At 44.4% G+C, this 22,257-nt stretch carries 22 protein-coding genes; 9 read left to right on the top strand and 13 right to left on the bottom strand.

Features of this window, described 5'->3' with window-relative positions; genetic code table 11:
• Positions 1–95 precede the first annotated feature (95 nt).
• Positions 96–581, bottom strand: coding sequence for a ribonuclease E activity regulator RraA (rraA, locus tag ACSLUR_RS18235; protein WP_448556720.1), 486 nt, complete (start codon positions 579–581; stop codon positions 96–98).
• A 178-nt stretch (positions 582–759) separates the two neighbouring features.
• Between rraA and ACSLUR_RS18230 the strand changes: the two genes are divergently transcribed.
• Together ACSLUR_RS18230 and ACSLUR_RS18225 are read left to right on the top strand one after the other, a co-directional pair.
• Positions 760–2,757 carry a putative bifunctional diguanylate cyclase/phosphodiesterase gene (locus tag ACSLUR_RS18230; protein WP_448556719.1) on the top strand — a complete coding sequence of 666 codons (1,998 nt, stop codon included), beginning with the start codon at positions 760–762 and terminating at the stop codon, positions 2,755–2,757.
• Between the two features lie 328 nt (positions 2,758–3,085).
• Positions 3,086–4,945, top strand: a complete 1,860-nt coding sequence (locus tag ACSLUR_RS18225; RefSeq protein WP_448556718.1) for a HAMP domain-containing methyl-accepting chemotaxis protein — start codon at positions 3,086–3,088, stop codon at positions 4,943–4,945.
• A gap of 8 nt (positions 4,946–4,953) precedes the next feature.
• Here ACSLUR_RS18225 and ACSLUR_RS18220 read toward each other — a convergent pair whose 3' ends face one another.
• The 5 genes from ACSLUR_RS18220 to priA all read right to left on the bottom strand — a co-directional run bounded on the left by ACSLUR_RS18220 (position 4,954) and on the right by priA (position 10,319).
• A complete protein-coding gene (locus ACSLUR_RS18220) occupies positions 4,954–5,370 on the bottom strand; it encodes a gamma-butyrobetaine hydroxylase-like domain-containing protein (RefSeq protein ID WP_448556717.1) in 417 nt (138 codons plus the stop codon).
• 43 nt (positions 5,371–5,413) lie between these two features.
• Positions 5,414–6,742: an ATP-dependent protease ATPase subunit HslU gene (gene hslU, locus ACSLUR_RS18215; protein WP_116015559.1), complete on the bottom strand. Its 1,329-nt coding sequence runs from the start codon at positions 6,740–6,742 to the stop codon at positions 5,414–5,416.
• Positions 6,743–6,751: 9 nt separating this feature from the next.
• Positions 6,752–7,285, bottom strand: coding sequence for an ATP-dependent protease subunit HslV (gene hslV, locus ACSLUR_RS18210; RefSeq protein WP_115998751.1), 534 nt, complete (start codon positions 7,283–7,285; stop codon positions 6,752–6,754).
• Positions 7,286–7,397: 112 nt separating this feature from the next.
• On the bottom strand, positions 7,398–7,946 hold the full coding sequence (locus ACSLUR_RS18205; RefSeq protein WP_448556716.1) for an SPOR domain-containing protein: 549 nt from the start codon (positions 7,944–7,946) through the stop codon (positions 7,398–7,400).
• A gap of 99 nt (positions 7,947–8,045) precedes the next feature.
• The gene (gene priA, locus ACSLUR_RS18200; RefSeq protein WP_448556715.1) at positions 8,046–10,319 is read right to left on the bottom strand and encodes a primosomal protein N'; all 2,274 of its coding nucleotides are present in this window, start codon (positions 10,317–10,319) and stop codon (positions 8,046–8,048) included.
• A 309-nt stretch (positions 10,320–10,628) separates the two neighbouring features.
• On the opposite strand from priA, the gene rpmE reads away from it, so the two are divergent.
• The 6 genes from rpmE to alr all read left to right on the top strand — a co-directional run bounded on the left by rpmE (position 10,629) and on the right by alr (position 15,866).
• Complete coding sequence (gene rpmE / locus ACSLUR_RS18195; protein ID WP_115998752.1) at positions 10,629–10,841, top strand: 50S ribosomal protein L31; 213 nt, start codon at positions 10,629–10,631, stop codon at positions 10,839–10,841.
• Positions 10,842–11,059: 218 nt separating this feature from the next.
• Complete coding sequence (locus tag ACSLUR_RS18190) at positions 11,060–11,617, top strand: RNA polymerase sigma factor (protein ID WP_448556714.1); 558 nt, start codon at positions 11,060–11,062, stop codon at positions 11,615–11,617.
• Between the two features lie 2 nt (positions 11,618–11,619).
• The gene (locus tag ACSLUR_RS18185) at positions 11,620–12,126 is read left to right on the top strand and encodes a hypothetical protein (protein WP_448556713.1); all 507 of its coding nucleotides are present in this window, start codon (positions 11,620–11,622) and stop codon (positions 12,124–12,126) included.
• A 98-nt stretch (positions 12,127–12,224) separates the two neighbouring features.
• Entirely contained in the window at positions 12,225–13,202 is a 978-nt protein-coding gene (locus ACSLUR_RS18180) for a DUF4097 family beta strand repeat-containing protein (protein ID WP_448556712.1), read from the top strand.
• Between the two features lie 127 nt (positions 13,203–13,329).
• Positions 13,330–14,760 carry a replicative DNA helicase gene (dnaB, locus tag ACSLUR_RS18175; protein WP_448556711.1) on the top strand — a complete coding sequence of 477 codons (1,431 nt, stop codon included), beginning with the start codon at positions 13,330–13,332 and terminating at the stop codon, positions 14,758–14,760.
• A gap of 5 nt (positions 14,761–14,765) precedes the next feature.
• A complete protein-coding gene (alr, locus tag ACSLUR_RS18170; protein ID WP_448556710.1) occupies positions 14,766–15,866 on the top strand; it encodes an alanine racemase in 1,101 nt (366 codons plus the stop codon).
• 9 nt (positions 15,867–15,875) lie between these two features.
• Here the strand turns inward: alr and ACSLUR_RS18165 are convergent, their stop codons facing one another.
• The 4 genes from ACSLUR_RS18165 to ACSLUR_RS18150 form a co-directional block, all read right to left on the bottom strand.
• Positions 15,876–16,295 carry a secondary thiamine-phosphate synthase enzyme YjbQ gene (locus ACSLUR_RS18165; protein ID WP_448556709.1) on the bottom strand — a complete coding sequence of 140 codons (420 nt, stop codon included), beginning with the start codon at positions 16,293–16,295 and terminating at the stop codon, positions 15,876–15,878.
• Positions 16,296–16,312: 17 nt separating this feature from the next.
• The gene (locus ACSLUR_RS18160) at positions 16,313–17,194 is read right to left on the bottom strand and encodes a LysR substrate-binding domain-containing protein (protein ID WP_448556708.1); all 882 of its coding nucleotides are present in this window, start codon (positions 17,192–17,194) and stop codon (positions 16,313–16,315) included.
• Positions 17,195–17,442: 248 nt separating this feature from the next.
• Entirely contained in the window at positions 17,443–17,862 is a 420-nt protein-coding gene (locus tag ACSLUR_RS18155; protein ID WP_448556707.1) for a VOC family protein, read from the bottom strand.
• Positions 17,863–17,925: 63 nt separating this feature from the next.
• Positions 17,926–18,114: a hypothetical protein gene (locus ACSLUR_RS18150; protein ID WP_448556706.1), complete on the bottom strand. Its 189-nt coding sequence runs from the start codon at positions 18,112–18,114 to the stop codon at positions 17,926–17,928.
• Between the two features lie 113 nt (positions 18,115–18,227).
• Here ACSLUR_RS18150 and soxR point away from each other — a divergent pair, with 113 nt between their 5' ends.
• Entirely contained in the window at positions 18,228–18,683 is a 456-nt protein-coding gene (soxR, locus tag ACSLUR_RS18145; RefSeq protein ID WP_448556705.1) for a redox-sensitive transcriptional activator SoxR, read from the top strand.
• A 94-nt stretch (positions 18,684–18,777) separates the two neighbouring features.
• Here the strand turns inward: soxR and ACSLUR_RS18140 are convergent, their stop codons facing one another.
• The 3 genes from ACSLUR_RS18140 to ACSLUR_RS18130 all read right to left on the bottom strand — a co-directional run bounded on the left by ACSLUR_RS18140 (position 18,778) and on the right by ACSLUR_RS18130 (position 22,186).
• Complete coding sequence (locus tag ACSLUR_RS18140; protein ID WP_115998763.1) at positions 18,778–19,239, bottom strand: chemotaxis protein CheX; 462 nt, start codon at positions 19,237–19,239, stop codon at positions 18,778–18,780.
• 75 nt (positions 19,240–19,314) lie between these two features.
• The gene (locus ACSLUR_RS18135) at positions 19,315–19,839 is read right to left on the bottom strand and encodes a DUF6702 family protein (RefSeq protein WP_448556704.1); all 525 of its coding nucleotides are present in this window, start codon (positions 19,837–19,839) and stop codon (positions 19,315–19,317) included.
• Positions 19,820–22,186, bottom strand: coding sequence for a M1 family metallopeptidase (locus tag ACSLUR_RS18130; RefSeq protein ID WP_448556703.1), 2,367 nt, complete (start codon positions 22,184–22,186; stop codon positions 19,820–19,822). The genes ACSLUR_RS18135 and ACSLUR_RS18130 overlap by 20 nt, the downstream gene beginning before the upstream one ends.
• Between the last annotated feature and the right edge of the window lie 71 nt (positions 22,187–22,257).

Below are 22,257 nucleotides of genomic sequence, written 5' to 3'. Positions count from 1 at the left end.
CTAAGTTGTGAGCGAGAATGGATGATGAGGCGACTGTTTGAGGGCTGTTTTTCTGCCCTCGTTGTCATTTTGGTCAGTACTTGTTCGATTGGCCTCTATTCTATATCTAGCGGATCAGGTGATAGAATCACGCCGGTATTGTCGGCATAAATGTGATCATCAGGTAAGAAGGTGACACCTGCAAAATTAATGGCCAAATCGCTTTCACCTACGTCGCTATCGGTCGCGCCAACAGGAATTGACACTAGGCCTTGAATGCCTAAATCTAACTCTTCAATGGCATCGACATCGCGGACACTGCCATAACAGACAATGCCTTCCCAATTATTTTCAACGGCTAATTCCGCAATTTCAATGTCAATAAGCGCGCGGCGAGTAGAGCCACCACCATCGATAACAAGCACTTTACCTTCACCGTTTTGGCTCAGTACTTCGTGAATTAACCCGTTATTTTCAAAACATTTAAGGGTAACTACTTGGCCACCAAATGAGTTACGGCCACCATAGTTACTAAAAATTGGTTCTAACACATCGATAAGATCGGCGTAAATATTACATAACTCTGAAGTGTTATATTCCATAATGGTCTCTCAACTGGGTGGAATGGCGAGTAGCCTTATTGATTGTTAGTTTAGTATAGCGAGTTAACGCGTCTAGTCTCAATTGTTAATGTCTTGTTTATAATAAGATTGTTGCTTGAAATCAAAGAAAAAACACTATTAAATGAGTAACTAAGTAGTTTTTCTTGCCAAGGCGCTCATGAACGAGCAGTTAGTTGCTAATACATTTTTATACCTGACAAATGCAATTGTCTTTGGCGTTCTCTCCTTTTTACTGTGGCAATTCTATCGCGGATTCGGTAGTAAACATGTCAGGCTTTGGCAGTTTAGTTTACAAGCGCTAACTACTAACCAATTAACTATGTGTGTTAAAGCATTTACTGCTTTGTCACCCCCTACAAGTTTTAGCCAAGTACTGCTAGAAGGTCTTTATCAGAGTAGTTATTTTGTTTTTGTCAGTTTGTTTTTGATCGGCTTGTATATCGCCCAAACCCAGAAAAGCCTAGCTCGCAAGCATATTATTGCAATAACAGGGGCAAGCTTTTTATTTGCTTGGCTGATAACGTTAATTTACGCCTTTGCCGATGGGCATGTTTATGATCGCTTCTTTATGCGGGAGACAGTGCCTCAATTTCTGTTTGGTATTGCCTACATTGGCATGGCATTTTTTAGCTATCGCACACCGCCAGCCCACGTTTCAAGCCGTATTATGCAAATCTCGTTTGTAATTTATGGGCTGCGCTATTTTGTATTTTCGATGTTATCAACCGTAATGATAGCTGAGGTATGGTTTAGTCACGTTATTCGCTTCTTCAATTTCTTTGATATTGGCTCACATGCGGTGATTGGTTTTAGCATGTTAATTTGGATGCAAGGAGCTGAACGAGCAACAGCGAAATCAGCTACGAATAAGGCACAGTATCTTGGTCGACACGATTCACTGACCGGCTCGTTAAACCGTGAGCAAGTGATGGAGAAAATGCCAGAGCTAATGCGTACGGCTGGCTTAAACGGTAAAAAGTTGAGTATCTTTTTACTGGATATTAAACGCTTTAAGTTTGTTAATGATACTTATGGCTTAAAAACTGGCGATTTTATTTTGGGTGAAATTGCTCGCCGCTTGCGTGATAGCCTATTCCAGCCGCAAATTGTTGGCCGTTTAAGCGGTGATTCATTTGTTTATGTATTCGAGTTTGAGCAGCGCCAGCAAATTCCTCGTGCCCTAAGCCATTTGCATGAATTAATTGCCCGCCCGTATCAATACGATGGGCAAGACATAATGTTGCAATGCAGCATTGGCTACAGCTTTTATCCAGAGCATTCAGATAACGCAGAAACTCTATTGCAGTTGTCAAACTTAGCACTTTTCCATGCGGAATCACGCAATGAAGCGAGCAAGCAGTACAGTGATGATATGCAGGTGCAAGGTCGTCATCTATTAGCCATGGAAAAAGCCATTAAGCTGGCAATGGAGCGTGATGAATTTGAACTCTATTTCCAACCTCAGCTCAACTTATTGACTAATAAACTTGAAGGGGTAGAGGCATTAATTCGCTGGAATCATCCAACGGATGGTCTGCTTTCGCCTGATCGCTTCTTGCCCGATATTGACGCATTGGCACTTAATAGTGTCTTTGATAACTATGTGTTGGACAAAGCCTGTCGTGCTATTGCACGTTGGCATCAAGCCTATCATCGCTGGATAACGGTCGCGGTGAACATTACTGCGGTTGAGTTCCAAGACCCTAAATTCGTTTCTAAAATTCAAACTTTGTTACTTAGGTATGACCTTCCGCCAAACTATCTTGAATTAGAGATTACGGAAAATGTGGTAATGACGGATTTACAGTCAGCAATGGATACCATTGTTGAGCTGCAAACCATGGGGATAAAAGTATCGATTGATGATTTCGGTACTGGCTATTCATCACTGGCGTATTTACGTAATTTGCCGATAGATAAAATTAAAATTGATCGCAGTTTCGTTAATGAAATGGCTGAGAATGATTCAGACTTAACCATTGTTAAATCTATGGTGCGTTTATCGCATGGGTTAGGCAAACGCGTATTGGCAGAGGGCGTAGAAACGCAAACTCAGCTCGATATTCTGCGCACGCTTAATTGCGATGCAGTGCAAGGCTATTTTATTAGCAAGCCGATTTGTGAAGCTGATTTAGTTAAATACTTTAAGCGTTAGCAAGCCGCGAGAACCAATTAAAGTCAACAGTAAAATAATATCTAAACTTTTCGAGTGCTATCTGATGTAAATCAATACCCTTCTTTCTTGCTTCAGTAGCATCATTATATGCTGACACCTTATTGAACTTGTGTACCCAAGGTGAACACGAGTTAGCATTACTGTTAACAGAAGTTTGTCTACTATTCTTATTAGAATTCAGCTAGTTGAATACCAATTTCTGGCTTAGTGCATGATTTTGTCCAATTATTAAGAAAGAAAACTAGGCTTGTCAGTGTCTTTTCAGTTCACAAAGTTATTACCATTTTGTCGTATCAGGGGATAGTTGATGCTAATTAAACGAAAATTAATGCTCAATACAACGATATCGGTTGTAGCCATGTTATTTATGCTTTGGCTGCTAACTTTTACGATTTCGTCCTTAGAAAACAATATTCAAGTTGCGCGTCATATAGGCAAAATTGAAAGTCATGTGCTGCAGCTTCGCAGGCATGAAAAAGATTTTATTGCGCGCAAAGATATGGCTTATGTAGACAAGTACCAAAGCAGTGCACAACAGCTCAAAGCCGAAGTAGATTCTTTAGCAAGAGAATTTAAAGAACTTGGCTTGGAAAGTACTGAAACAACCGCGATGCAAAGTGTGTTGGCAAGTTATGAACAGGCATTTACTGAGCTTGCCGATACGCAACAGGTTATTGGTTTGCACCCCAAAGATGGTTTATATGGCTCACTGCGTAGTGCTGTGCATGACGTTGAAACCCTAATTGGTAAAGATGACTACCAGTTATTAAGTGGCATGTTACAGCTACGTCGCAACGAAAAAGATTTTATGCTGCGTTTGGACGAGAAGTACGTAACGCGTTTACAAAACAACACCGCGAAGTTAGTTGAGGCGGTGCGCGCAAGTGCCTTCGAACAGGAGCGGAAATCGAATATTGTTACGCTGCTAAATTCATATCAAACCGCATTCGTAAATCTAGTCAATGAGCAGCGTAAATTAGGTTTAACCCCTGACCAAGGTATTCAAGGTGAAATGCGGGCGAGTATCCATCGAGTGGACGAGATCTTAGAGCGTTTATTAACGATTAGCTCTGACGAAGTTGCCCAGTACACAAGCTTTGTTGAACGCCTCGCTTTTATAGCGTTTTTCATCATACTCGTTGTGGCAATTGGTTTCGCTAGCTATATCGCTAAGAGCGTTCTCACTTCTATCCGCCGTTTACAAACATCGATGTTGGCCATTTCACAGTCTAACGACTTAACCATAGAGATTGATGCCAGTGGCAATGATGAGTTGTCTGAGATGGCAAAAGTGTTTGAAACCATGGTACAAAACTTTCGCAACTTGATTGTTGAAGTAAACCAGTCTGTGACTACGCTTAATGATGCGACACAGCAGGTAGCAAACAATATTAGTGTTACTAACCAAGGTGTCGCGTCACAAATTCAAGAAACGGATATGGTAGCAACAGCCGTTACTGAAATGGTCGCAACCGTGGATGAAATAGCCAACAACACGCAAGAAGCAGCGCATAAGGCGGAGCTTACCAATGAAAATGCATCGCAGGGTAAGCAAGGTGTTGATCATACGAAAGGCCAAATTAGCGCATTATCAGAAAACTTAGCAGACTCTGAGCAGATAGTGCAGGAGCTAGCAAAAGACAGTGAAACTATAGGTTCGGTACTTGATGTTATTCGTGGTATTGCAGAGCAAACCAACTTATTAGCATTAAACGCGGCGATTGAAGCTGCGCGTGCTGGCGAACAAGGACGAGGTTTTGCGGTCGTAGCCGATGAAGTGAGAACCCTTGCTAGCCGTACTCAAGATTCTACGCAAGAGATTGAAGGGATTATTTCCTCACTGCAACAACGCACACGTCAAATTGTTGAGCACATGGCCGATTGTCGTGTACAAGGTGATGAAAGCTCAACAAAGGCAGATTCGGCAGGGCAAATGCTGGTCGAGATCACTCAAGATGTTTCAACTATTATGGAAATGAACACGGCAATTGCCATGGCCATTAAAGAGCAAAGTGCGGTGGCGACAGAAGTAAATAAGCATGTCGTATTAATCCGTGATGTTGCTGAGCAGTCAGGACAAATGGCACAGCAAAATGAACAAATGAGCCATGAGCTATCAGAGCAAGCCCATAAACTGCAATTAGAGGTTAATCGCTTTACTGTCTAGAAGAGCAGCTAAAGCTGCTTGATGTCGATCATAGCATCACGGCTGTGGCCGCTGATGCTAAGTTGCTGTAAATAGGTTTGCCATAACAAGCCGGATTGCTGGTGAAATAGGGCAAGCTGAGCTTCAGAATAAATCACTTGATAGCTATCATCAAAAAGCAGTCGGTAACCGTGTTTACCGACTACTTCAATGCGCGTTAGCACAACGTCTTTTTTATGCGTCGCCAGCGCAGGTGCTTTGCCTTTCCGGTTGCCAGAGGCATTAGCCGCAAAAGCACTGGTGGCTTGGCTGCTTTCAAGCACCCTTAAAAATTCATAGCTAAACTGCCAGCTTTCCGTCAGCGCTTGTTCGCCTGCTTGAGGTGCAAGCGCAACCGTTAGCTGCTTGTGCGTATGGTTTAGCTGAAATTTTACAATGCTTAACATAATCGAATGTTGTGTTAATCAAACCTTAGTACTAGTGAGCCGCTTAAAGAATAAAGCGGCTTAAGTCTTCGTTTTGTACTACGTCGTTTAGCGTTTTTTCAACATAAGCAGTATCAATCACGACTTTCTCACCAGAGCGATCGTTAGCGCTGTATGAGATTTCCTCCATCAGGCGCTCCATCATAGTATGTAAGCGACGCGCACCGATGTTTTCAGTGGTTTCATTTACTTGCCATGCCGCGTTAGCGATCGCTGAAATACCGTCTTCAGTGAACTCCACATCAACACCTTCTGTTTTCATTAACGCAATATATTGTTCGGTTAATGAGGCATTTGGCTCAGTTAAAATGCGTACGAAATCTTCAGTGGTTAGGGCTTTTAATTCAACGCGAATTGGCAAGCGACCTTGTAGCTCTGGAATTAAGTCAGACGGTTTTGCCATTTGGAAAGCACCCGAGGCGATAAACAGAATATGATCGGTTTTCACCATACCGTGCTTAGTGCTCACCGTTGAACCTTCAACTAGTGGCAGTAAGTCACGTTGTACACCTTCGCGCGAAACGTCTGGACCTGAGCTGTCGCCACGCTTACAGATTTTGTCGATCTCATCTACAAACACAATACCGTTTTGCTCTACCGCTTCGAGCGCTTTGGTTTTGATATCGTCTTGATTAACAATTTTCGCGGCTTCTTCTTCCTGCAAGGCTTTAAACGCATCTTTGATTTTCAGCTTGCGTTTTTTGGTTTTATCGCCTGACATATTTTGGAACATGCTTTGCAATTGCGAGGTCATGTCTTCCATGCCCGGAGGCGCCATGATCTCCACGCCCATAGGCTGTGCTGCGATATCAATCTCGATTTCTTTGTCGTCGAGCTTGCCTTCACGTAATTTCTTACGGAATACTTGACGGGTGCTGCTGTTGTCACTGGTTTCTTCGTTGCCAAAGGTATCGCGAGGGTTTGGAATAAGTACATCAAGTACACGCTCTTCTGCCGCTTCTTCGGCAAGGTGCTTAACGCGCTCCATTTCCTGCTCTTTGGTCATCTTAACTGCCATATCAGTTAAGTCGCGGATAATGGTTTCCACTTCTTTACCAACATAACCGACTTCAGTGAACTTAGTCGCTTCCACTTTGATAAAAGGTGCGTTAGCAAGTTTAGCTAAACGGCGGGCAATTTCGGTTTTACCAACACCCGTTGGACCGATCATCAAAATGTTTTTTGGCGTTACTTCAGTGCGCAGCTCTTCATTAAGCTGCATACGACGCCAGCGGTTACGCAGAGCAATGGCAACAGCGCGCTTAGCGTCGGCTTGGCCAACAATATGGCTATCTAGTTCATGAACAATTTCACGTGGGGTCATATTCGACATGATAATTCCTTACTTCTCTTCTGCGCCAAGTTCGTCAATGGTGTGATGCTGGTTGGTGAACACGCAAATATCACCAGCAATAGTGAGCGACTTATCAACGATGTCGCGGGCAGATAATTCGGTATTTTGTAACAGTGCTAGTGCTGCAGCTTGCGCATAGTTGCCACCACTGCCAATAGCAATTAAGTCATGCTCTGGCTGCACCACATCACCGTTACCAGTAATGATTAAAGAAGCGGTTTCATCAGCAACAACTAGCATAGCTTCTAATTTGCGTAGGGCACGATCGCTGCGCCAGTCTTTGGCCAGTTCAACCGCTGATTTGGTTAAATGACCTTGGTGCATTTCCAGCTTGCTTTCAAAGCGTTCGAATAAGGTAAATGCATCGGCAGTACCGCCAGCAAAACCAGCGAGTACTTTGTCGTGATAAAGGCGACGCACTTTTTTTGCGTTGCCTTTCATTACTGTATTGCCTAAAGAAACTTGGCCGTCGCCACCGATCGCAACTTTACCGTTACGTCTAACTGATACAATTGTAGTCACACTACACCTCAAACCTTTGGCTGCTGGTTACCAGCAGCGCGATAAACATGTTTGATAAGATGGGTGTGTTTAGCGGATTTTCAAGTTATGTCAGGGAAATTAACTGAAGAGGCTAGTTCCACAGCCAAATTTGGCAGGTGGTAATATTATTGCGCTTAAGCTTGTGCTTGTCGGCTTCTGCCATACGCTTGCGTGGGTATGGGCCAAGGGCAACCTTGTACCAAATACCATTTTTACCTGAGCTTTCCGACACTTTCGCCACTAGGCCGCTAAAGGCAATTTGTGCTTTCATCGCTTCTGCTTGGCTGCGCTTTCTAAATGAGCCACACTGCATTTTATACGGGCCTTTTTCTTCCACTTCATAGTGGCCGCCTTCGATTTGCGTGCCTTGTTTAAGCTTGTCGATATATTCCCACTTTTCAGCCGGCGGCTCAGGTAGTTTTTTGGTGGCTTTTACCGCGGGTGCTTTAGGCGTAGGTGTGGCGATCGGTTTAACGTCTTTTAAAAACCACAAAAAGTAACCGGCACCGGCAACTGCTAAGACAGTGAATAAAGTGATCAGCTTCACTTTTAATGGCATTCCCGTCGCCTCTGGCTGTTGCTTTTTGTAGGGGCTTTTCTTTTTATTGTTCGAGCGGGAAACGTAATCCTGTGGTGCCATAAAAAATCATAAAACTGCGGTAAACAAGAGCCGCTATTGTAGCGAAATAAGCGGAAAAAAAAAGCCTACAAGCAAGTCCTAATCAAGTAAAAACAAGGCTTACCAACTAAAATCTAAGGGATCAACATCTACTGACCAGCGCACTTTATTGGTTAATTCATGGCTTTCCAAAAACGAAATAACTTGCAGCATCGCTTGATGCAGTGTTTTACGCTGCTCGCTTTGCACTATTAAATGGTAGCGATAGTAACCGGCTTTTTTCTCCATGGTCGCGGGAATTGGGCCAACTAATTGACAATGGTCAAGGCTTAGTTGGCTGACCGCCATTAAAAACTTGGAGGGGTAAGATGGATATTTCGCTTCGGCGCGAATAAGTACTTGATAGCCAAATGGGGGCAATCGGGCAAAGTTTCGCTCAGCCAAGGTTTGCTGGGCAAAATGGCGATAACCATTGTTAACTAAATCTTGCAGCAGCGGGTGCTGAGGATATTGGCTTTGAATTAGCACCTTACCGGGTTTACTGGCACGGCCTGCACGACCTGCTACTTGCACTAAAAGCTGCGCCATATGCTCAGCGGCGCGAAAATCGAAACTGAACAGGGCGCCATCAACGTTCAATATCACCACTAAGGTCACATCTGGAAAATGATGACCTTTGGCAAGCATTTGTGTGCCCACCAAAATATCGTGCTCTTTATTGTGAATGGCTTGCAGCAATTTGGTTAGTTCGCCTTTGCGCCTTGTCGAGTCGCGGTCAATGCGCACTACGCTACTGTAGGGAAACCAGTCGGTTAAGTGTTGTTCAAGTTGTTCGGTACCTTGACCAACGGGGGCTAAACGTGTGCTACCACATTGCTGGCATTGATGAACAATACGCTTTTGATTGCCGCAGTGATGACAGACTAAAAGCTGATCTTTTTGATGCAAGGTGAATGGTTTATTGCAGCGCTGACAGTCAGCGACCCAATGACATTCTTGGCAATTAATCGCTGGCGCATAACCACGGCGATTTAAAAACACCAGCACTTGTTCGCGGCGTTTTAGCGTATCGGCAATCGCTTGTTTAACCGTTTCGCCAACCCCTGCGGTTAAATGCTCATGGTTAACATCCACTAAGCGCATACTGGCTTGCACGCTATTGCCCGCACGCTTATTTAACTGGTGATAATGAAACTTGTGCGACAGGGCATTTTGCAAGCTTTCTAAGCTCGGCGTGGCACTGCCCAGTAGTATCGGAATATTGAGCTGACGTGCTCGTAAAATTGCGGCGTCTCTGCCGTTGTAGCGAAAGCTGTCTTGCTGTTTTAATGAGGCATCATGCTCTTCATCAACGATGATCAAACCAAGTTTATTAGCTGGGGTGAAAATGGCTGAACGCGTACCGATAATGATGGCCGCATGACCACGATAAGCTGCCCGCCAGGTATCTAACCGCTCTTTGTCGTTAAGTGCTGAGTGGTGCAAATATATCGGCACGTTAAATCTATGCTCAAAGCGCGACAAGGTTTGCGGGGTTAGGCCAATTTCCGGCACGATCACCAGCACTTGCTGATTGCTGGCTAAGGTTTTCTCCATTGCCTGCAAGTACACTTCCGTTTTACCACTGCCAGTAATGCCGTCGAGCAAATGACAACTAAACGCTTGATGACTTTGGTTAAGGGCAGAAACAACAATAGCCTGCTCGGATGAGAGCTTTAGGCGGCTTTCTTGATTTAAGTCGCTCTCGTGCCAGTGAAATGGTGCTGGCACTATCTCTTTTTCTTCAATCAAGGCTTTGTTTTGCAGCGCGGTTAATTGCTGTTTAACAAAACCTAAGGTTCTTAACTCAGGCCAGCTAGTGCCCGTTTGGTTATGGCGGATAACTTGATAAAGCTCTAGTTGCTTTTTCGCTTTTGTACCTATGGCACTGAGCGCTTCTTCTTCACTTGATTCAGTGGCAAACCAGCGGGTTTGGTAGCTTAAATCGGGCGCTTCAATCTGGCGCAGCAATACTGGCAATGCCTGCTGGAAAATATCACCAATAGCGTGGTGGTAGTATTGGCTTAATGTCGTTAAAAAAGTCACTAATTCTGGCGGCAGTGGATATTGCTCAGATACGCGGCTAGTAACGGCTTTGATCTTGTCTGCGCTTAGCGTTGTGCTGGTATTGGTTGCCAGCACAATACCCACTAATTGGCGGCCAGCAAAGGGCACCACCACACGTTCACCGATTTGAATTGCTGGCGAATTGAGTGCTGACGGCAATTCATAGGTATAAAGCTGCCTAGTAGGTACGGGCAGGGCAATTTCAATATAGCAAGTTGCTGCCGTTGGCTTGGCTAACGGATTCGTTAGTGGCAGCTTAGCGTTCTTTTTTACGTGCTTTTCAGACAAGATTTTTGGTTAGCGTTGGCAATAATTTCTCTATTGTGACCAGATGTAGGCGAACTGCCAAGTGCCTTTAATCGCTTTATTTTTTGCTTAGCTTTTTGCTTAGCCAAGCGCTAATAAACAAAACAAATATCACACTACTCGCTCATTGCGCTAAAATTGTTTAAAAAATTAGCGATTTTGCGTGAATTTGGTTGCAGTTAACGCAACGATCCCCTACAATTCGCGACCGTTATTTTTAACTAACTCGTATGGTGCTTAGCGGTAATAAAACTGACTAAGTGGCGATACGGCCTAATATAGAGGTTTCCCATGAAAGAAGGTATTCACCCTAATTACGTAGAGATCAAGGCAACTTGTTCTTGCGGTAACGTTATCACTACTCGTTCAACAGTAGCTAAAGATTTACACCTAGACGTATGTTCAGAATGTCACCCATTCTACACTGGTAAGCAAAAAGCTGCTGAAACTGGTGGTCGTGTTGACAAATTCAACAAGCGTTTCGGTATGCTTGGTAAGAAGTAAGTTTTACTTACTCTTGCAAAAGAAAGCGCCTAATAGGGCGCTTTTTTTGTGCCTGAAATATCTAATCACCGCTAAATATAAAGGCCAAAAACGAATTACATCAAGCCTTTAGATTTTTGGATCAAAAATTAATTCCTGCCTTTTAAACCCTTTTGCGGCATACTGCATCTAACTTACTAAAACCTAAACAAACAATCGCGAATAAACGGAAGTTTTCATTGGATAGTCATCAAGTTATTGAAGCCAGTAAGCGCTTCACACAAGATGAAGAAGCAAAGCTTATCACGCTATCAAAGGGCGGCGATCAGCAGGCGTTCTATCAGCTGTATGAAATGCATCATAAAAAGGTGTACGGCTTGTGCTGGCGGATGCTGGCAGATAAAGACAGTGCCGAAGATGTCTGTCAGGAAGTGTTTGTGCAGGTCTGGCAAAAAATTGGCAACTTCCAAGGCAATAGTAAATTTAGTACTTGGTTGCACAGCGTGGCCTCTAACATCGTACTAAGCCACCTGCGTAAGCATAAAAACTGGTTGCAACGGGTGTTTAGTATTGAAGACCAAGTGGTTGAAGAAGTGGGTGAAGAAATGGCGGAAATATCAGAGTTAGACAAGCATATTATGCGTTTACCTGAACGTGCCCGCCTGGTATTTGTGTTGTTTGCCGTTGAAGGCTATCGCCATGAGGAAATCGGGAACATGTTAAATATGGCGGTCGGTAGCAGCAAAGCCCAGTACCACAGAGCAAAAACCTTATTAAAAGAATGGCTGGAGGAATGATAATGAGTATGTCAGACCAAGAGTTACAGCAAAGAATTGATGGCTTAAATAAAGAAGTCGCGCCACAACGGGACTTGTGGCCGGGTATAGAGAATGCCTTGGCGGCGCAGCAGATGACAGCACAGCGCGGGCGAGGCAATGAACAGCGTAGCAAAGTTGTGCCGTTTGCATGGGCGGCCAGTATTGTCGCTGCGGTATTGCTCACTTGGGTCAATGTCGTGCCGCAAGGGGCAAGCAATGCTGAACTGGGTTTAGTGGCGTCACTCAATCAAGAGTTTGACCAGCAAAAACAGCTGATGCTTACCAGTTTTGGTGAGCCAGATTTAACCCAGTTATCACCTGAGATGCAAGTGGAATTGGCTAAGCTGGCGCAGGCTCGAAAAAGCATTGCCGCCGCACTGGAAAACGATGAGAACAACACGGATTTATTGAATTTACTGCAATGGACACAGCAGCAAGAACTGGATTTATTAAAACGTTTGTATACGCCCCAATGGCAAACCATATAACGGCAGACTATATAGCGACAGACGAGTTAGGTCGAGTAGCCTTACGCCTGCAAGCGTAAAGACTAGCAAAGAGTAGAGTAAAGAATTTAGAGGTAGTTATGAAAGGTACAACCTTATTATCATCAGCATTTTCACGCCTTGGCCTACCCGTTGGCCTAGTGCTAGGTATCGCAACTGCTTTTAACGCCTATGCTGGCGAGCGCATTGATGAATCGCTATCGGCAGATGGCCTGTCGGTGGTTAATATTGAGAATATGCGCGGCTCGGTAAAAATTATTGGTCACGATGATGACGAAGTCAGTGTTAGCGGTGAACTGGGCGAAAAAGTTGATCGCTTTATTTTCGAAAAAAGCGGAAATATGTTGCGGGTTAAGGTGGTATATCGCTCAACGCGTCATAGCAACAATAGTAGCGGCTCTCGTTTTACTGTCAGCATGCCGAAATCGCTAAGTATGAATTTTGAAGGGGTATCGAGTGACGTAGAAGTGTTAGATCTCGACAGCCATATTGAAGTGAAAACCGTCAGTGGTGATATTGTTGCTAAGAAACTGAAAGATAATATTGAGCTAAGCTCGGTGAGTGGTGATATCGACAGCCGCGATTTAGCGGGCAAAATTCGCTTATCGACCATTAGCGGTAAAATTGATGATCGCGACTCTTCTGGTCGCTTACGCTTAAAAGCGGTGAGTGGTGATGTAGAAACACGCTCAACTGCACAGCAAGTGTCACTCAGCGTTGTCTCTGGTGATATTGAGTTTGAACTAGGGGAAGTAGAAGAACTAGCCATTGCCAGTGTTAGCGGCGATGCTAGCGGCTCACTGACCTTGCTCAATCACGGTGATGTAAAAGTCTCCGGTGTCAGCTCAGATATCGAATTAGCGTTTGAGAACGATGTTAATGCTGATTTTAGACTGCATGCCAGCGCAGGTGGCGACATTGTAAATCGTATTACTAACGACAAAGCGACGCGCGCAAAATACGGCCCAAGTTCTAAGCTTTCATTTACCGTCGGTAATGGCACAGGCACAGTACGTGGTAATGTGGTTAGCGGTGAAATTAAGGTGAGAAGTAAGTAATTTTCAGCAAACCTTACTAATGTTTAAAGCTGATTTTCATTACTCTTTTTGATAGCATACTTGTCCCGTATTGAGACTTTTTAAAGTAGCGCTCGTCGCTGCTTTTTCATATGTGCAGGTAGTAACCATGGCCGAAGCCAAAACAAGTCAATTCCCCAAAGGTGGTGCGCAAGGCTCAAAAGCTAAGCGTGATCAACAGGTTGAAGACCTGAAAATGCCGCCACACTCACTCGAGGCTGAGCAATCAGTGCTGGGTGGCTTGTTATTGGATAATGAAACTTTCGACCGCGTCGGTGAACACGTAGTAGCGCAAGATTTTTATAGCCGTGGCCATCGCCTGATATTTGAAACCATCAGTGTATTGGTTGAGCGCGGTGAACCAGCTGATTTGGTGACGGTAACTGAGTCGCTGGAAAACGATCAACAGCTTGATGATGCCGGCGGCTTTGTTTATATCGCGGAAATGATCCGCAATACGCCAAGTGCAGCCAACATCACGGCTTATGCGGATATTGTGCGTGAACGTGCGGTAACACGCGAGCTGATCAGCGTTGCCCATGAAATCTCTGAAGCAGGCTTTGATACTCAAGGGCGCGACAGTGCCGAGCTACTGGACTTTGCCGAAACTAAAGTTTTTGCCATTGCCGAAGCGCGTGCTAATAAAAATGAAGGCCCAGAAGCGCTGCATCCAATCTTAGAAAAAACCGTTGATAAAATTGAAAAGGCTAGTGGCTTAGGCAACGACGGTGTAACTGGGGTTTCAACTGGCTTTGCTGATCTGGATAAAATGACTGCAGGCCTGCAAGCCTCTGACTTAATTATTGTTGCTGCCCGTCCGTCGATGGGTAAAACCACCTTTGCGATGAACTTGGCCGAGCATGCGGCTATGCATGAAGACAAGCCAGCGTTAATTTTCAGCCTTGAGATGCCGTCAGAGCAAATCATGATGAGGATGCTAGCCTCACTAGGCCGCATTGACCAAACTAAAATACGTACTGGTCAGCTAGATGATGAAGATTGGGCGCGCTTATCAACCACCATGGGTACCATGATCGAAAGCGGTAAAATGTATATTGACGATCAAGCAGGCTTAACACCTACGGAAGTGCGCTCACGTGCTCGCCGTATAGCCCGAGATCACGGCGGCTTAAGCATGATTATGATCGATTACCTGCAATTGATGCGCGCGCCGCAGTTTGCTGATAATCGTACCTTAGAAATTGCCGAAATCTCTCGCTCACTTAAAGCCTTGGCGAAAGAGCTAGAAATTCCAGTGGTGGCGCTATCTCAGCTAAACCGTAGTTTGGAGCAACGCTCTGACAAACGCCCGGTTAACTCTGATTTACGTGAATCTGGTTCAATCGAGCAAGATGCCGACTTGATCATGTTTATCTATCGTGATGAGGTGTATCACGATGATTCTGAGTTTAAAGGCATGGCGGAAATCATTATTGGTAAGCAGCGTAATGGCCCAATCGGTCGTGTGCCACTAACCTTTAACGGTCAATGGTCACGCTTTGACAATTACGCTGGCCCACACGTACTAGAAGAAGATTAAGCTCGATGTCGGTTCGCACTGCAACGGCTGCAATTGATTTGCAGGCGCTCACCCATAATGTCACCCAAATCAAAAAACTTGCCTCGAACTCGCAAATTTTGGCAGTGCTCAAAGCCAATGCTTATGGCCATGGCTTAGAGCGCATTGCCGAAGCACTAGCCGAGCAGGACGTAGGAGCATTCGGTGTTGCGCGTTTAGATGAAGCGCTGGCGCTTAGAGCCTGTGGCGTGGTTAAGCCGATAGTCTTGATGGAAGGCTTTTTTAGCCCGCAAGAGCTACCTGTACTGGATGTGAATAACCTTCATACGGTGATTCATAACCAAGAGCAACTAGATGCATTGTTGACAGCTGATTTGCAAACACCAGTAAAAGTGTGGTTAAAAGTTGATACGGGCATGCATCGCCTTGGTGTTGAACCTGAGCAGTTTCACGATTTTTATCAGGCGTTAAAAAAATCGCCTAACGTGCAAGATGATATTGTGCTGATGAGCCATTTAAGCTGTGCGGATGATGTTGAAAGTATGCATACGCCAACACAGCTTAGTTTGTTTAATTCGCTAACTGATGTATTAGCAGGGCAAAAAACACTGGCAAATTCCGCCGCCATTTGTGCTTGGCCTGATACCCACTTTGACTGGGTCAGACCGGGCTTAATGCTTTACGGCGTGAGCCCTATGCAGGATAAAGTTGCAGCCGAGCTTAATATTCAGCCGGTAATGACGTTAAAGTCTAGCCTAATCGCTAAGCGCTTTATTAAAAAAGGCGAGTCGGTTGGTTATGGCGCAGCATGGAGCGCAGAAAAAGACACTTATATCGGTGTGATTGCCATAGGCTATGGTGATGGTTATCCCCGCCATGCGCCCAACGGTACACCGGTATTGCTTAATGGCCGACGCGTGCCGCTAGTGGGTCGCGTCTCAATGGATATGATCAATGTCGATTTAGGCGGCGCAGCTGAGGGCGAATGTGCTGATAACATCGGCGATATTGCCACTTTGTGGGGCGCAGGCTTAGGCATTGAAGAAATCGCTCAATGGGCAACTACCATTCCTTACGAGCTACTGTGTAATATCACTCGCCGAGTGAACATGACGGTATCCTCCTAGCAAATAATCTTATTCACCTTGGATAGTCGCCACGAGTGTCCGGCTGCCACCATAATCTCGATGCTCACCTAAATAAATACCTTGCCAAGTGCCCAGATTTAATCGCCCGTTACTGATCGGAATACTAACGCTAGTGCCTAACGTGCTGGCTTTAATATGGGCTGGCATATCGTCAGCACCCTCATAGGTGTGTTGATAGTAGCGGGCATTTTCGGGCACAAAGTGATTAAAATGCGCTTCCATATCAGAGCGTACGGTTGGATCTGCGTTCTCGTTGATGGTTAGTGAAGCTGAAGTATGTTTTACAAATAAGTGTAAAAGGCCACACTGAATACCACCTAGTGCTGGTAATTGTCGTTCTACTTCGTTTGTGATCAAATGAAAGCCACGTGCTTTCGCAGAGAGAGAAAATTCAACTTGTTGCCACATAGGCTTAGCTCATTCGGTTATTGAAATGGTTGCATAAGCGTAGCGAATTTATCGCGTGATGCAATCACCAGTTGTTTTACGCTGCTTAGCTCAGCAATATCTTGCTTTAAGCGAATATACAGTGACTTTGTAATTGCTGGTGCTAAAGGTATTGTTCGTATGCCTGTTTGGTATTGGTAGGCATTGACTAACCAATCGGGAAGAACGGCTACACCAATATTGCCGTGGATCATTTGTAATATAGAGTGAGAATTCGCCACCTTTCTCGTTTTGGCAGGTACAACATTGGCAGGTGTCAACAATTGGTTAAAGATATCAAGACGGCTAATCTCCACTGGGTAAGTGAGCAGCACTTGATTGGCAAAGTCTTCGGCAATTAGCAGGTCTTTTGAGGACAAAAGATTAAGCTCACTAACTACAGCCACTTGCTCAAATTGCCCCAATTTAATTTCTATCACTTGATTGTCGGTGCTCGCTTCGTCGGTAAACAAAATATCTAAATCACACTCTTGTTCGAAGACATCATCCCGTATATCCCAACTTAGGCTCGGATAATCTTGTTGTAAATTCCGACAAATGGGCATCAACCATTGAAAGCAAGCATGACAAGCAAAACCTAATGATAAGCTCTGCGCTCGCGGCCTTTCAGTTAGGGTTGCAACAAGGGCATCGATTTTTGGTAAGACTTCATCAGCCAGTGACTTAATTGATTTGCCTTGCGTGGTTAAGTCGAGCTTACGTTTATCACGTGTGACTAATTTAGTTGCTAGCTTGTGTTCTAGTTCTTTGAGTTGGTGCGACAATGCCGATTGGCTTGTTGCCAACTGCTCTGCAGCTTTGGTTAAGCTGCCTTGCTGATCAATTGCGCGGATGGTGCGCAAATGCTTGAGCTCTATCATATAGCATTCCCGAAAATTGCGTATCAAAATTTACTTGGCCGATTGGCGAAGCAAATTTATTATAAGCATCTGAATGTCTAGACGTCTATAACTGTTTTTAGTTAGCGCTAGCTTTATTTGGGGAGGATATTCGGGTAGGAATTCGGTTTAGGTGTTACCAGTACAGCTATACCTTCAAGCGACTAGCCGATTAGCCACCTTGTTAAACAAAATAGATGACTAGCGGCTGGGCGCTCAAAAAGCTTTTGTTAGCTCAGGTTGTTATTGCGTTCGATAGGGATATCCGAGAGATATTCTATAAACTCCACCTCGTAGCCTGTTGGATCGATAAAGTACACGTTTTTGCGAAACGGGTTTGATGCGCCAACTTTATCAGCGGCAAAGCCTGCGGCGGTAAGTCGCTCTATAACAGCGTCTAGGTTTGTTACCTGATAGCCGAAATGAGCAAGACCAACGAGATGACCTGTATTCTCTCTAAGCTCTCCTTCACCGTGATCACTAAACGACAAATATTGATAATCGTCGCCAAAATGCAACCAGTTTCGCGCTTTACCATACCACTCGCCGCTCCCTTCGCTGCGAACACGCCAGTGAGGGAAAGCAGCTTGATAGAACTTCAGGCTGGCTGTAATGTTTTTGACGACTAAATTGACATGTTCTAACTGCATGTTAGCTCCTTGTTTTGGCTTAAGTTCGGCTTTAATTTGGTATAAGTTTGGGTTCAGTTTGGCTTATTTGTATTGCATTGTTTTGCTTAGCAGCTCTGCTAATGCGTGAATGAATTTACGTTGTTTGTGCGTTTGGCATTCCGTTGGCTTGTTACTCTCAGCTTTACTTTCGCTATCAGTATTTTGCACATCAATACTGTCGCTATTGGCACAATTCACTATTGATTGACTAGCCAGTGTAATAGAGGTCATTTCGCTACTCCTTGTGATTAAGTTATGAGCATGCTAAAACCTCAAGTTAGGTTTAGGTAAAGTACTTTTTGAAACTTTTTTGCAGAGTATCTAGATTGTGTTGAGGGACTGATATGCTAGAAGAAGCGAACTGGACGGTTGGCAGAGTTGCTAAACGTTGCGGTGTGAAGGTGTCGACACTCCACTATTACGAGCGTCAGGGGCTTATTAGAAGTTGGCGTAACGATGGTAACCAGCGTCGATATAAGGCGGATGTATTAAGGCGCATCTCTGTTATCAAAGCGGCGCAAAAAATGGGTATCTCGTTGGCCGATATTAAAGCCGCGTTTGCCAGTTTGCCAAATAATCGCACGCCAACCAAAGAAGACTGGAACGAGCTAGCTGCTAGCTGGCAAGCACAGCTTAACGCCCGTATTCATTATTTAGAAACGCTGCGAGATTCGCTCTCAGGTTGCATAGGCTGCGGATGTTTATCATTGAATTCCTGCCCGATTTACAACCCAGAAGATACGTTAGCCAGCGAAGGCGAAGGAGCGATTATTTTAGAGCGTGATGCGGCTCTCAAATAAAATGATTAGGTGGTTGCTTTTGCTAAGGTATAAAAAAAGCTCCTATCATCAGGAGCTTTCGTCGTCTTAGGCGTTAGTAACGCTATGTTGATACTTAGTCAAAGCTAAATTCGATAAACGCTTTACCGTGTGCAGAGGTCAACGGAATAATAACAATTGGGCCTTCTGCTTTGTGGTTGATGGTGTGGTCTTTACCTGATACAACCATAGGTGTCGCCATATCAAACTCAAAACCTTTTTCGCTTAGCATACGCTTAGCGCCGCCAGTGACCATGTTGGTGATTTCACCGACTAAGTCAGTAATTTCTTCATTAACTACATCAGGGCCCTCACCAACCATATTTTTCATCGTCGCAATGGCTAATGATGCTTCAAAAGTTATCGATAGTGAGCCTTTAGCTTGGTCACTTACCATGCCAATTAAACCCGAAACGTCACCTTTAGCGACTTCGCCTTGCTTTAGCTTAGGCTTTTCCGGTGTTAGCTCCATCATTGCCATCGTAGACATTACGTTTAACATCGAAGATAAGAAAGGATTTATAAACTCTACATTCATGGAAATTACCGGGTCTTAAAGTTGGCTCAAGTGCATAATCTGGCTGCTAATTTAGCATAAATTTAACATAGGGCACTAGTTATTGTTGTTAATTGTAGCAATACGCTGTGAATTATTGAATGTCAGGCTGAATTTTGCTTTGCCACTAATAAAGTTCACCGTATTGATTTGCTTGGGATAAGTATCAACGAGTAGTTGATTTTTTACCACCAAAGGCGCGAAAAACTTATTGGCACTTGCTTCTTGATAAATGACGATTTTATCGCGAACTATTTCTAAACCAACCCAGTTTGTTTTAATTTGCGCATCGTTCATCAATAGATGAAAGTGGTTTTCAACATATTCTTGAATGAAAGCTTCGTAGTCAGCAAGCTCTGGGCTGAAATGGATATTGCGTTGTTCGGCAATGGTGTTTTCAATGTCGTGTGCGGTTAGCTGATGAATAATCTCAAAACTGTTTGCGCTGCGATTGTGGTTAATATCAGTGATCGCGAAAAAGTATTTGTGAGCTGCAGCCGAAGCTGCAACTCCCATCATCAAAGTGGCGGTTAGCCACAAGACAATTTGACGACCAAACGATTTAGTTGGCTGTGTTGTCATCTTGCTTTTCTTCATTGCTGTCTGATTTTTCGTCTACTGGTTTTAACTCTTCATTGTAGTCGCGCATCATGTCTTTTTTCTTGCGTTTGAATAAATCAAAGCGCGATTGAATTGGACGTGCTGGCCAATAGTTGTTGTTCACATCAACATCGGCAGTTTCCCAGTTCGGATCAAGCGCAATCGCTTTAATTTCTTTGTCGCGAATTAATAGCTTCGATACCTTTTCAGGGGTTCTACGCCAAATTTCAGCAGGAATGCGAACTTGCTCTGTGCTGTCGTCAGCATAGGTAATATCCAAGATAATGGGCATTACCAAGCCGCCTTTGTTAGCGAAGTCGATAATGTAGAACTTACTGTCGTTTGCTAATAGGTCTTTTTCCCACTGCTCTAATTTACTGTGCGTCTTGTTGTACTTATTGCGCGCGGCGTTAGTTGCAGTGAATTTATCGTGTTCGTTGTAGAAGTCTAACAATTCAGGCTTGTCGTGAGTACGACGCCAGTTGCCTTCGTTTAGCATGTCGCTGATAAAGGTTGGTTGCTCATTGTAACGAGCACGTTCCCAAGCCTCTTCAATATCTGGATTTTGGCTGTTGGGGCGGTACAGGTAAACATTTTCAATCGCGATGTCTACATGGTCAGTGGTGTAGAACCAACCGCGCCAGAACCAGTCAAGGTCAATACCTGAGGCATCTTCCATGGTACGGAAGAAATCAGCTGGTGTTGGACGTTTGAATTTCCAACGTTGAGCGTATTCACGGAAAGCGAAATCGAATAGTTCACGACCCATAATGCTTTCGCGTAATATGTTCAACGCAACCGCTGGCTTACCATAGGCATTGTTACCGAACTGCAAAATTGACTCTGAGTTGGTCATAATGGGTACTTGGTTAGTACTTTTCATGTAGCTGATCATGCCTGCTGCATGGCCACGGCGAGATGGGTAGTTTTCTTCCCATGCTTGCTCAGCAACAAATTGAAGGAAAGTATTTAAGCCTTCATCCATCCATGTCCATTGACGTTCGTCAGAGTTAACAATCATCGGGAAGTAGTTGTGACCAACCTCGTGAATGATAACGCCAATCAAACCGTACTTAGTGCGACGAGAATAGGTTTTCTCACCGGTTTCCTCGTTCAACGTCGGGCGTGGGCCATTAAAGGTGATCATTGGGTATTCCATACCACCCACTGGGCCATTGACTGAGATTGAGACTGGGTATGGGTAATCAAAGGTGTACTTGTTGTACTGCTCCATCGTGTGGATGATGGCTTCCGTTGAATAGCGCTCCCACAATGGGTTACCTTCGTTCGGGTAGAACGACATTGCCATGGTGTCGGTGCCACCTTTTTTATAGCCTTGTGCATCCCAGATAAACTTACGACTTGATGCCCAAGCAAAGTCACGTACGTTCTCCGCTTTAAAGTGCCAAGTTTTCGTTTTGTCTGAACGTGACTTTTCATTTGCCAACGCTTCTTCAGGCGTAATAACAAGTACCGGCTTTTTAGCCGTTTCTGCCTGCTCTAGGCGCTCACGTTGTGTTTTGGTTAGCACCTGCTTAGGGTTTTGAAGGACACCGGTTGCGGCAACAACGTGATCAGCAGGTACGGTAATTTTTACATCGTAGTCACCAAACTCTAGGGTAAACTCACCATTGCCCAAGAATTGCTTGTTTTGCCAACCCATCACGTCGTAGTAAGCCGCTGCACGTGGGAACCATTGAGCTAGCTCGTACAAGTAGTTGTCGTCTTTTTTGAAGTATTCCCAACCTGAACGGCCACCTAAGACTTTTTGTTCGTGTAGTTGGTAGTTCCAGTCGATATTTAGCTCAACAGTTTTACCTGGCTTTAAAGGCTTGGGTAAGTCAATACGCATCATAGTGCCATTGATCACATGCTTAAGCGGTTTGTTATTGCTGTCAGCGACTTTTGTGATTTCATAACCACCATCAAAAGCATCTGTTTCAATAATGTTGCGCAGACCTTTGTAGGTCACTTTTTTCTTTGGCGCGACATTGGCTAGCTTGTAGTCAGCACCGCGTTTCATGCGGTTTTGATCAAGCTGAATCCAAATATAGCGCAACGTGTCTGGCGAGTTGTTGGTGTAGTCTAACGTTTCAGAACCCATTAAACGCTGGGTTGCATCATCTAGAGTAATATTGATTTCGTAATCAACTTCTTGTTGCCAGTATTGATGACCAGGAGCACCTGATGCTGTGCGATAGGTATTAGGTGTTGGTAACAATTCGTCTAATTGACGGAATTTATCGTCGAATGGCGCGCCTTTGGCAATGGCTGCACCGGAAAATACAACGGTTAAGCACACAATGGTGCTTTGCACTAATTGTTTCATAGAACTTCCAGCGTTGGTTGTGAATATGGATTTACAAGAATTTTGAACGCGGGAGGTTATATCACAGAAAC

This window comes from Thalassotalea montiporae, from assembly GCF_053485855.1.
This window is presented reverse-complemented; position numbering and strand designations above follow the sequence as displayed.

Bases quoted from the DNA above. Each gene is read 5' to 3' on its own strand.
- ACSLUR_RS18155 (WP_448556707.1), bottom strand. From the start codon at position 17,862: ATGCAGTTAGAACATGTCAATTTAGTCGTCAAAAACATTACAGCCAGC.
- ACSLUR_RS18180 (WP_448556712.1), top strand. From the start codon at position 12,225: ATGAAAGGTACAACCTTATTATCATCAGCATTTTCACGCCTTGGCCTA.
- ACSLUR_RS18130 (WP_448556703.1), bottom strand. From the start codon at position 22,186: ATGAAACAATTAGTGCAAAGCACCATTGTGTGCTTAACCGTTGTATTT.
- ACSLUR_RS18230 (WP_448556719.1), top strand. From the start codon at position 760: ATGAACGAGCAGTTAGTTGCTAATACATTTTTATACCTGACAAATGCA.
- ACSLUR_RS18140 (WP_115998763.1), bottom strand. From the start codon at position 19,239: ATGAATGTAGAGTTTATAAATCCTTTCTTATCTTCGATGTTAAACGTA.
- ACSLUR_RS18160 (WP_448556708.1), bottom strand. From the start codon at position 17,194: ATGATAGAGCTCAAGCATTTGCGCACCATCCGCGCAATTGATCAGCAA.
- ACSLUR_RS18150 (WP_448556706.1), bottom strand. From the start codon at position 18,114: ATGACCTCTATTACACTGGCTAGTCAATCAATAGTGAATTGTGCCAAT.
- ACSLUR_RS18135 (WP_448556704.1), bottom strand. From the start codon at position 19,839: ATGACAACACAGCCAACTAAATCGTTTGGTCGTCAAATTGTCTTGTGG.
- ACSLUR_RS18225 (WP_448556718.1), top strand. From the start codon at position 3,086: ATGCTAATTAAACGAAAATTAATGCTCAATACAACGATATCGGTTGTA.
- rpmE (WP_115998752.1), top strand. From the start codon at position 10,629: ATGAAAGAAGGTATTCACCCTAATTACGTAGAGATCAAGGCAACTTGT.
- alr (WP_448556710.1), top strand. From the start codon at position 14,766: ATGTCGGTTCGCACTGCAACGGCTGCAATTGATTTGCAGGCGCTCACC.
- dnaB (WP_448556711.1), top strand. From the start codon at position 13,330: ATGGCCGAAGCCAAAACAAGTCAATTCCCCAAAGGTGGTGCGCAAGGC.
- ACSLUR_RS18185 (WP_448556713.1), top strand. From the start codon at position 11,620: ATGAGTATGTCAGACCAAGAGTTACAGCAAAGAATTGATGGCTTAAAT.
- soxR (WP_448556705.1), top strand. From the start codon at position 18,228: ATGCTAGAAGAAGCGAACTGGACGGTTGGCAGAGTTGCTAAACGTTGC.
- rraA (WP_448556720.1), bottom strand. From the start codon at position 581: ATGGAATATAACACTTCAGAGTTATGTAATATTTACGCCGATCTTATC.
- ACSLUR_RS18165 (WP_448556709.1), bottom strand. From the start codon at position 16,295: ATGTGGCAACAAGTTGAATTTTCTCTCTCTGCGAAAGCACGTGGCTTT.
- ACSLUR_RS18205 (WP_448556716.1), bottom strand. From the start codon at position 7,946: ATGGCACCACAGGATTACGTTTCCCGCTCGAACAATAAAAAGAAAAGC.
- hslU (WP_116015559.1), bottom strand. From the start codon at position 6,742: ATGTCGAATATGACCCCACGTGAAATTGTTCATGAACTAGATAGCCAT.
- ACSLUR_RS18220 (WP_448556717.1), bottom strand. From the start codon at position 5,370: ATGTTAAGCATTGTAAAATTTCAGCTAAACCATACGCACAAGCAGCTA.